Annotated in this window: 6 protein-coding genes; 3 read left to right on the top strand and 3 right to left on the bottom strand. The window is 46.3% G+C overall.

The features are described 5' to 3' along the window. Positions 1-243: 243 nt before the first annotated feature. Positions 244-486 carry a hypothetical protein gene (locus tag PMG71_RS19485; RefSeq protein WP_283755392.1) on the top strand — a complete coding sequence of 81 codons (243 nt, stop codon included), beginning with the start codon at positions 244-246 and terminating at the stop codon, positions 484-486. On the opposite strand, the gene PMG71_RS19480 is transcribed toward PMG71_RS19485, so the two are convergent. Beyond that, complete coding sequence (locus PMG71_RS19480) at positions 457-2,160, bottom strand: mechanosensitive ion channel (RefSeq protein ID WP_283755391.1); 1,704 nt, start codon at positions 2,158-2,160, stop codon at positions 457-459. The genes PMG71_RS19485 and PMG71_RS19480 overlap by 30 nt on opposite strands. A 383-nt stretch (positions 2,161-2,543) precedes the next feature. Here PMG71_RS19480 and PMG71_RS19475 point away from each other — a divergent pair, with 383 nt between their 5' ends. Both PMG71_RS19475 and PMG71_RS19470 read left to right on the top strand, forming a co-directional pair. Continuing rightward, the gene (locus tag PMG71_RS19475; protein ID WP_283755390.1) at positions 2,544-3,533 is read left to right on the top strand and encodes an ABC transporter ATP-binding protein; all 990 of its coding nucleotides are present in this window, start codon (positions 2,544-2,546) and stop codon (positions 3,531-3,533) included. Beyond that, on the top strand, positions 3,530-4,318 hold the full coding sequence (locus tag PMG71_RS19470; RefSeq protein ID WP_283755389.1) for an ABC transporter permease: 789 nt from the start codon (positions 3,530-3,532) through the stop codon (positions 4,316-4,318). Before PMG71_RS19475 ends, PMG71_RS19470 begins: the two co-directional genes overlap by 4 nt. 259 nt (positions 4,319-4,577) lie before the next feature. Here PMG71_RS19470 and PMG71_RS19465 read toward each other — a convergent pair whose 3' ends face one another. Both PMG71_RS19465 and PMG71_RS19460 read right to left on the bottom strand, forming a co-directional pair. Then, positions 4,578-5,945 (bottom strand): UDP-glucose dehydrogenase family protein, encoded by a 1,368-nt coding sequence (locus PMG71_RS19465; RefSeq protein WP_283755388.1) that lies wholly within the window; start codon positions 5,943-5,945, stop codon positions 4,578-4,580. A gap of 82 nt (positions 5,946-6,027) precedes the next feature. Next, entirely contained in the window at positions 6,028-6,963 is a 936-nt protein-coding gene (locus PMG71_RS19460; RefSeq protein WP_283755387.1) for a UDP-glucuronic acid decarboxylase family protein, read from the bottom strand. Positions 6,964-7,443 lie beyond the last annotated feature (480 nt).

The following is a 7,443-nucleotide window of genomic DNA, read 5'->3' as shown; positions in this document are numbered from 1 at the left end:
AAGGGGGGTAGTAAAAGTCCCCCTTTTTAAGGGGGATTTAGGGGGATCTGTCTGGCTATACCTCACAAGATCGCGAAGTGCTGTATCAAAGAATTCGAGGAGTGCGGGCATCTTGCCCGCTTCTTAACAAATTTTCATGTCCGCTTCTTAACAAATTTTCATGTCCGCTTCTTAACAAATTTTCATGTCCGCTTGCGGAAACCGGACTTGATATGAAATACCAGACCCGCAAATGGAGGATTTATGAGGCTCAAACGATGGGAATCTCCCCGCCGTAAGGGGAGAAATGATAAAGGTAAAGGCGGAGCGGCTCGCCAACGACAATTGAAAAAACAAACCCAAATGCTACGCAAGCGGTTAAAGGGTGAACAAGGAAAGGGAGAATGTTCTCCCTTTTTTTATTCCTTATCGATTGCCCATCACCCAAACTCTAGGACTCAGGGTAATGGATCGGATTTACTTCTTAGAGTCGTTCTTGAAGCTTGATAACCATTCTTGGATTTGGGAAGCCGCAATATCACGACCGCCTAATCCAAAGGCAATGGCGATCGCCACAGCAATAGCTCCAAATAGTAATCCAAAGGCCAAATTGACAATATCTGGAGCAATTCCCATCTGTCTCAAAGCCATTGCCCCCACTAAAATAATAATGGCAATGCGAGCGGCTTGAGCCAACATATTACCTTGACGACTTCCAGAACTATCAATCACCTTAAAGGCCAAATTGGCAAAGTATAACCCGATCGCAAAGACAATGACACCGGCTAACACTTGACTAGCAATTTGAATGATTGCCCCCACAATTAAGGTCAAGGCTTCGAGTCCTAAAACATCGGTAGCCGTAACGGTGGCAAAGAGCAAAATGGTAATTAAGACCACCATCCCCACAATTTCCGAAGGGGTGCGGAAGTCAGAGGGGGGAGGAGGAAGGGGCAGATCGGATTCTCCTGCTTCCGGTGGGGCAGCCGTGGCATAGGGTTCTTTTTGCAACCCTAACCAATAGAAGAGATTATCAAAGCCAAATCCGGTTAAGACATTGGTGACTAAATCGGAGACAAATTTACCGCCCACATAGGCAACCATCAGGATGATAGCTGCTGTAAAGGCTAGGGGGACATAGCCCATAATCATTTCCAGCATCCCCACTGCTGGGGTGGAAATGGCCTCGATTTTGAGGGCGTTGAGGGCGGCGATCGCAAAGGGAATCAGAATCAATACATAGGCGATCGTACCCGCAATCCAGGATAAGCCATGGGCTGCCCCGCCACCGACTAATCCAAAGCGATCGCCGAAGCGATCGGCTCCACTCACCATGAGTAAATTGGTGACAATGCGCCGCACAATGGTTGCCACTAACCAACCGGCTACACCAATCAAAATCGCGCCCAAAATATTGGGTAAAATCAACAGAATTTGATTGAGCAGGGCTTGTACGGGTTGCAGAGTTCCCTGTAACTCTAAGGTACTCAGAATTGAGGGTAAAAATAACAGAAATACGAACCAGTACATGGCATTCGCCAAGGTACTGCTGACGGAAACGGGTGAAGTTATGCCCTGATCGATGACTTGAGATTCTAAACGTTCATCCAGATGAAGAACCTTCAAGCTTCGCAGAACTGCAAGTTTGACTACTGTTGCCAGTACCCAAGCAACGGCTAAGAGAATCCCTGCACTGACGATTTTAGGCACAAAGCCAAAAACTTGATTGAGTAGGGTATTCAAGGGTTGGGAAACGATTTCCAGATCTAGAGAATCTAGAACTCCCACAAATACGACTAACATAATCAGCCAGAAAATGACTGAACCGATCCATTTTTCAATCGGTGGGGCGGTACTCGAATCACTCGATCCAGAAACCCAAGCGGCTAATTGGTTATCCAGTTTTGTCCGTTTGAGCAGTCCTTCGGCGACTCCGGAAATTGCCCAAGCCACCAAAAATCCTCCCACTAAAATCGCTGCTGCGATCGCAATAGTGGAGACTAAATTCCACCATTGGGGAATCGATCCAGAAATGGCACTGGTGTCTAAATTTAATCCAGGAATTCCTGGATTAGCTGGTTCGCCTTGCAGGAAGGTATCTAATAGATCCTGTGCTTGCGTCCAAGATATATTCTCTGGTATGAGGACATCAAGATTGATGTCTGGCCCAGTGAAATTCATAGGTTTTGCTCCTTAAGTTTGTAGATCAATGCATCCATTCCTCGATTTCGGAGAAACTGGGAATAAAGGCGATCGGGAATTAGCCCGAACATTAGGAAAATAACTAGAAGCGATTTACAGGTCTTATCCTACCAGAGCGATCGCTAACAAGAGATGGGGAGGGATACTCTTAAGTGGCAGCGATCGGCGATCGGGTGATTTGAGATGGTGTTGATGGACACAAGCTAATCCGGTTAAAGAGCAATGTCCTCTACCTTTGGATAGGATTTTTCTAGAAATGCTCTATTTTAGCCTTTATGTTAAATAATTGTTTATAATCAATTTTCTATCGGTTATTACCATAAGTTACCATAACTTATGTTAACTTCTAGCAGGCTAGGGAGATGGGTCATCCTCTGATTGGCGTGTATCACCTGAGTAAAACCTATCCCGTCGCGATTAAGGAAGCGGGACTTCAGGGCACTTTACGGCACTTCTGGAAACGGCAGTATCGTCAAGTGGAAGCGGTCAAAAATGTTTCTTTTGAGATTCAAGCGGGTGAAGTGGTCGGGTTTTTAGGCGCGAATGGAGCGGGAAAAACGACCACCTTAAAAATGTTGACGGGTTTGGTGCATCCCTCTGGGGGACAAGTGACGGTTGGGGAATATGTGCCGTTTAAGCGGGAACGGGATTTTTTACGCAATATTACTCTGGTGATGGGTCAAAAACAACAGTTGTTGTGGGATTTGCCAGCGATGGATTCTTTGCGAATTAATGCGGCAGTCTATGAATTGTCTACGTCGGAGTTTCGCCAGCGTTTAGGGGAATTAACGGAAATGCTCTCATTAGAGGAGAAGTTGACGCAACCGGTGCGTAAGTTGTCCTTGGGGGAGCGGATGAAGGCGGAACTTTTGGCGGCTTTGTTACACCGGCCACAGGTGCTATTTTTAGATGAGCCAACCCTAGGCTTGGATGTGAATGCTCAGGAGAATGTGCGGGAGTTTCTGCGGGAGTATAATCAGCGCTATGGGGCGACGATTTTGTTAACGAGTCACTATATGGCTGATATTACGGCATTGTGCGATCGCGTCCTCTTAATCCATAAAGGAGAATTGGTTTATGATGGCTCTTTGCAAACCCTGCTCGATCGCTTTGCACCCTATCGAGAGGTGCAAGTAGACTTAGCCCAAGAGTATTTAAGCACAGAATTGGAGACTTATGCAGAAATTGAGGCGATCGCCGGCCACCAAGTCCGCTTTTTAGTTCAACGGGAAGCTTTAACCACAACCATTTCCCGTATTCTCGCTGACTTAGAAATCGTCGATCTCAAAATCACCGACCCTCCCATTGAAGAAATTATTGGCCGAGTCTTTCGCACGGGAATCACAACATGAAATTTCTCCTGAAAAAAACCCAAACCTTTCTCGATACCTATTATGCCCACATGGTTGAATATCGAGCAGAACTATTTTTATGGGCCATCTCCAACAGTTTACCCTTTATTCTCATGGGCGTTTGGATTGAAGCTGCCGATAGCGGTCAATTTGGCTTAAGTTCCATCGAATTTGGCCGCTATTTCTTAAGCGTCTTTCTCGTGCGTCAATTGGCCTTAGTTTGGGTCATTTGGGAATTTGAAGAACAAGTAGTACAAGGCAAACTGTCACCCCGATTATTGCAACCCATTGACCCCGTTTCCCATTACCTTGCTCGTCATATTGCCGAACGACTCGCGAGAATTCCCTTTACCATCGGCTTAGTGATCTTATTTTTTGTCCTCTATCCTCAAGCCTTTTGGATACCGAGTTGGCAGGCGATCGCCCTTTTTCTACTGATTACTCAACTGGTCTTTTTTGTCCGCTTTAGCATTCAATATACCTTCGCTATTTTTGCCTTTTGGACAGAACGGGCCAGCGCCCTAGAACAATTTTGGTCTTTATTGTATGTTTTTTTATCGGGAATTATTGCCCCTTTACAGGTCTTTCCCCCTGCCATTCAAGAAATTCTTTGGTGGACTCCCTTCCCCTACTTGGTCAATTTTCCGGCCTCTGTTCTGGTGGGTTTACCGGTTAACTGGGGCCGTGCCCTTTGTACGCTGATTGGATGGGGACTTGTTTTTTATGCGGCCAATCGTTGGTTATGGCGCAAAGGGTTAAAGCATTATTCGGGAATGGGAGCGTAATCGATTAAAAATTATAGTCATACGCCTTTAGATGAGGACAAAAGTAGGGGCGAAAAATTTTTCGCCCCTATTCCTCTTATTCTCAGGTTATCTTTAAGTCCAGTTCATGGGAAAGGAGAAGCGGGCAAGATGCCCGCACTCCTGAAATTCCTTGAGATTACTGGAGTGGGAGCGTCTCGCTCCCTAGATTTTTTATTAGGGTGTTTCCGCTTCGCGGACATGAAGAACCGGACTTGATAGGAATTGTACTCAAGAAAGATTAGCGGCCAATTCCCACATAGCGGAATCCGGCAGCTTCAGCTTTTTTAGGATCGAGGAAATTACGACCATCAATCATGACGGGATGAGCCATTCTCTTGGCCATTTTGGCATAATCCAAGTTCAAGAATTGTTGCCAGTCGGTGACTAATACTAGAGCATCACAACCATCAGCCAGCATCTCTAAATCAGTTTCGACAATGACATCAGAAAGACCATGACGCATTCCGGATTGAGAGATAATGGGGTCATAAGCTTTCAGTTTTGCTCCTAGGCGGCTGAGTTGTTCGATTAGGTTCAGAGCTGGAGCATCGCGCATATCATCGGTATCGGGTTTGAATGTGAGTCCGAGTAAGCCGATGGTTTTGCCTTTGAGGATTTTCAGTTCCTGTTGTAGTTTTTCGACTGCCATCAGCCGTTGACGGTTGTTGACGCTGACGGCTGCTTTGAGTAATTCAGCTTCGTAGTTGTAGTCATCGGCGGTATGAATTAAGGCAGAGACATCTTTGGGGAAGCAGGAGCCTCCCCAACCAATTCCGGCTTGTAGGAATTTGTTACCGATGCGGGAGTCGAGTCCGATACCTTTGGCGACTTGGGTTACGTCTGCGCCGACTTTATCGCAGATGTTGGCGACTTCGTTGATAAAGCTGATTTTGGTGGCGAGGAAGGCGTTAGCGGCATATTTAATCATTTCTGCCGAACTGAGGTCGGTAACGACAACGGGAACGGGGGGTAAGGAGGGTTCTGTGCCGACTTTGCGTTCGACGATGGGGGTGTAGAGTTCTTGCATGAGGGCGATCGCCTTTTCGCTGTTGCTACCGAGGACGATGCGATCGGGATTAAAGGTGTCATAAACGGCTGAACCTTCCCGTAGAAATTCGGGGTTACTCACTACATCAAATTCCGCTTTAATCTCCTCGCTGCTCGAACCTTCTTCTTTCTTGCGTTCAGCAATGCCATCGAGGACGATCATCCGTACCCAGTCGCCGGAGCCAATGGGAACGGTAGATTTATTGACAATGACTTTATACCCTTCCCGGAGATGGGCCCCAATGCCGCGAGCGACGGCTTCTACATAGCGGGTATCGCTATCTCCAGTGGGTAGAGCTGGTGTTCCGACGGCAATGAAGAGGATATCCCCATGGGCGACTCCTGCCGCTAAATCAGAGCTAAATTCTAGCTGACCGGACTGGGAGCATTTTTGCATTAATTCAGACAAGCCTGGTTCATAAATGGGGGATTGTCCGGATTTCATCAATTTGACCTTTTCTTCATTGTTATCAATACAGATGACATGGTGGCCGCATTCGGCTAGACAAACACCGGTGACCAAACCAACGTAACCTGTACCAATTACACAAACTTTCATGGGTATACCTCAAGAGATTTGATTTCAGCTTTACAGAGGGTAGATGCTGGCCTTAATGGGGTCTATTCAAGGTCTAGAAGGGTTATTCAGGGGAACATAGGCGATCGCTAAAATCGGCGATCGTTTTCTCTAAACCGTCATTCAAAGGAATCGTCGGTTCCCATCCTAACCATTCTCTAGCGCGAGTAATATCCGGTTTTCGTTTCCGGGGGTCATCTGCGGGAAGGGGCTGATACTGAATTTCAGCATCGGGATTAATCTTTTCTTGAATCTTTTGAGCCAACTCCAAAATAGTATATTCATCGGGATTACCCAGATTCACCGGCCCTTCATAGTCACCATTCATCAAGGCCATTAACCCTTGCACGAGATCGGAAACATAGCAGAAACTACGGGTTTGGGAGCCATCTCCATAGACAGTGAGGGGAATTCTTTTGAGGGCTTGTACCACAAAATTACTCACCACCCGACCATCATTTTCTAACATGCGAGGGCCATAGGTATTAAAAATCCGGGCTACGCGAATTTCTAGACCATGTTCCCGATGGTAGTCAAAACATAGGGTTTCGGCAATTCTCTTACCTTCGTCATAGCAGGAGCGAATACCGATGGTGTTTACATTTCCCCGATATTCTTCGGTTTGGGGGTGAACATCAGGATCGCCATAGATTTCTGAAGTAGATGCTAGTAATATGCGTGCCTTGACTCGTTTGGCTAGTCCTAGCATGTTAATGGTTCCCAAGACACTGGTTTTAGTGGTCTTGATGGGATTGTATTGGTAGTGAATGGGTGATGCTGGACAAGCCAAGTGATAGATCTGATCGACTTCTAGCCGGATGGGTTCGGTAACATCATGTCGGATCAGCTCAAAATAAGGATTATCGAGCCACTGAAGAATATTTCGTTTGTTGCCTGTGTAGAAGTTATCTAAACAGATGACTTCATGACCCGCTTCCATCAAACGGTCAATAAGGTGGGAGCCAACAAAGCCAGCTCCCCCCGTTACAAGGATTCTCATAATGTGTGCAGGTATCTTAAGCCAGCAAGGTTATATTAGCCTTTTCGGGGGGGATTTGGTGAGAACTGGAACATTAGTTAAAAATGGACTGGCTGCTGGGAATGGGGAATGGGTAATGGGTAACGGGGAGTGCGAGCGTCTCGCTCGCTAGATAAAGGCAGCGAGCAAGATGCTTGCACTCCTTTTTCAACTCATTTTAGCTATATCGACTTGCCCACCCTACAGAAATACCTATATCATCTTTCTCTAATCGCCGGAATTTTAAGATGAACCAAGGCTTTTTGTAAAACACGACAGATGGTATTTATATCTTACGTTGTAATTGTAATTGATATCAATTTCGCTTATTCATGTCCGCGAAGCGGAAATACCCTAATTAAAAATCCAGGGAGCAAGATGCTCCCACTCCAGTCATATCAAAGAATTCGAGGAGTGCGGGCATCTGGCCCCCTTCTTAACAAATTTTCATGTCCGCTTGCG

This window comes from Roseofilum acuticapitatum BLCC-M154, assembly GCF_030068475.1.
Classification (GTDB): domain Bacteria; phylum Cyanobacteriota; class Cyanobacteriia; order Cyanobacteriales; family Desertifilaceae; genus Roseofilum; species Roseofilum acuticapitatum.
Note: the sequence above shows the minus strand (reverse complement) of the source record. Positions and strands in the feature narration are given on the sequence as shown.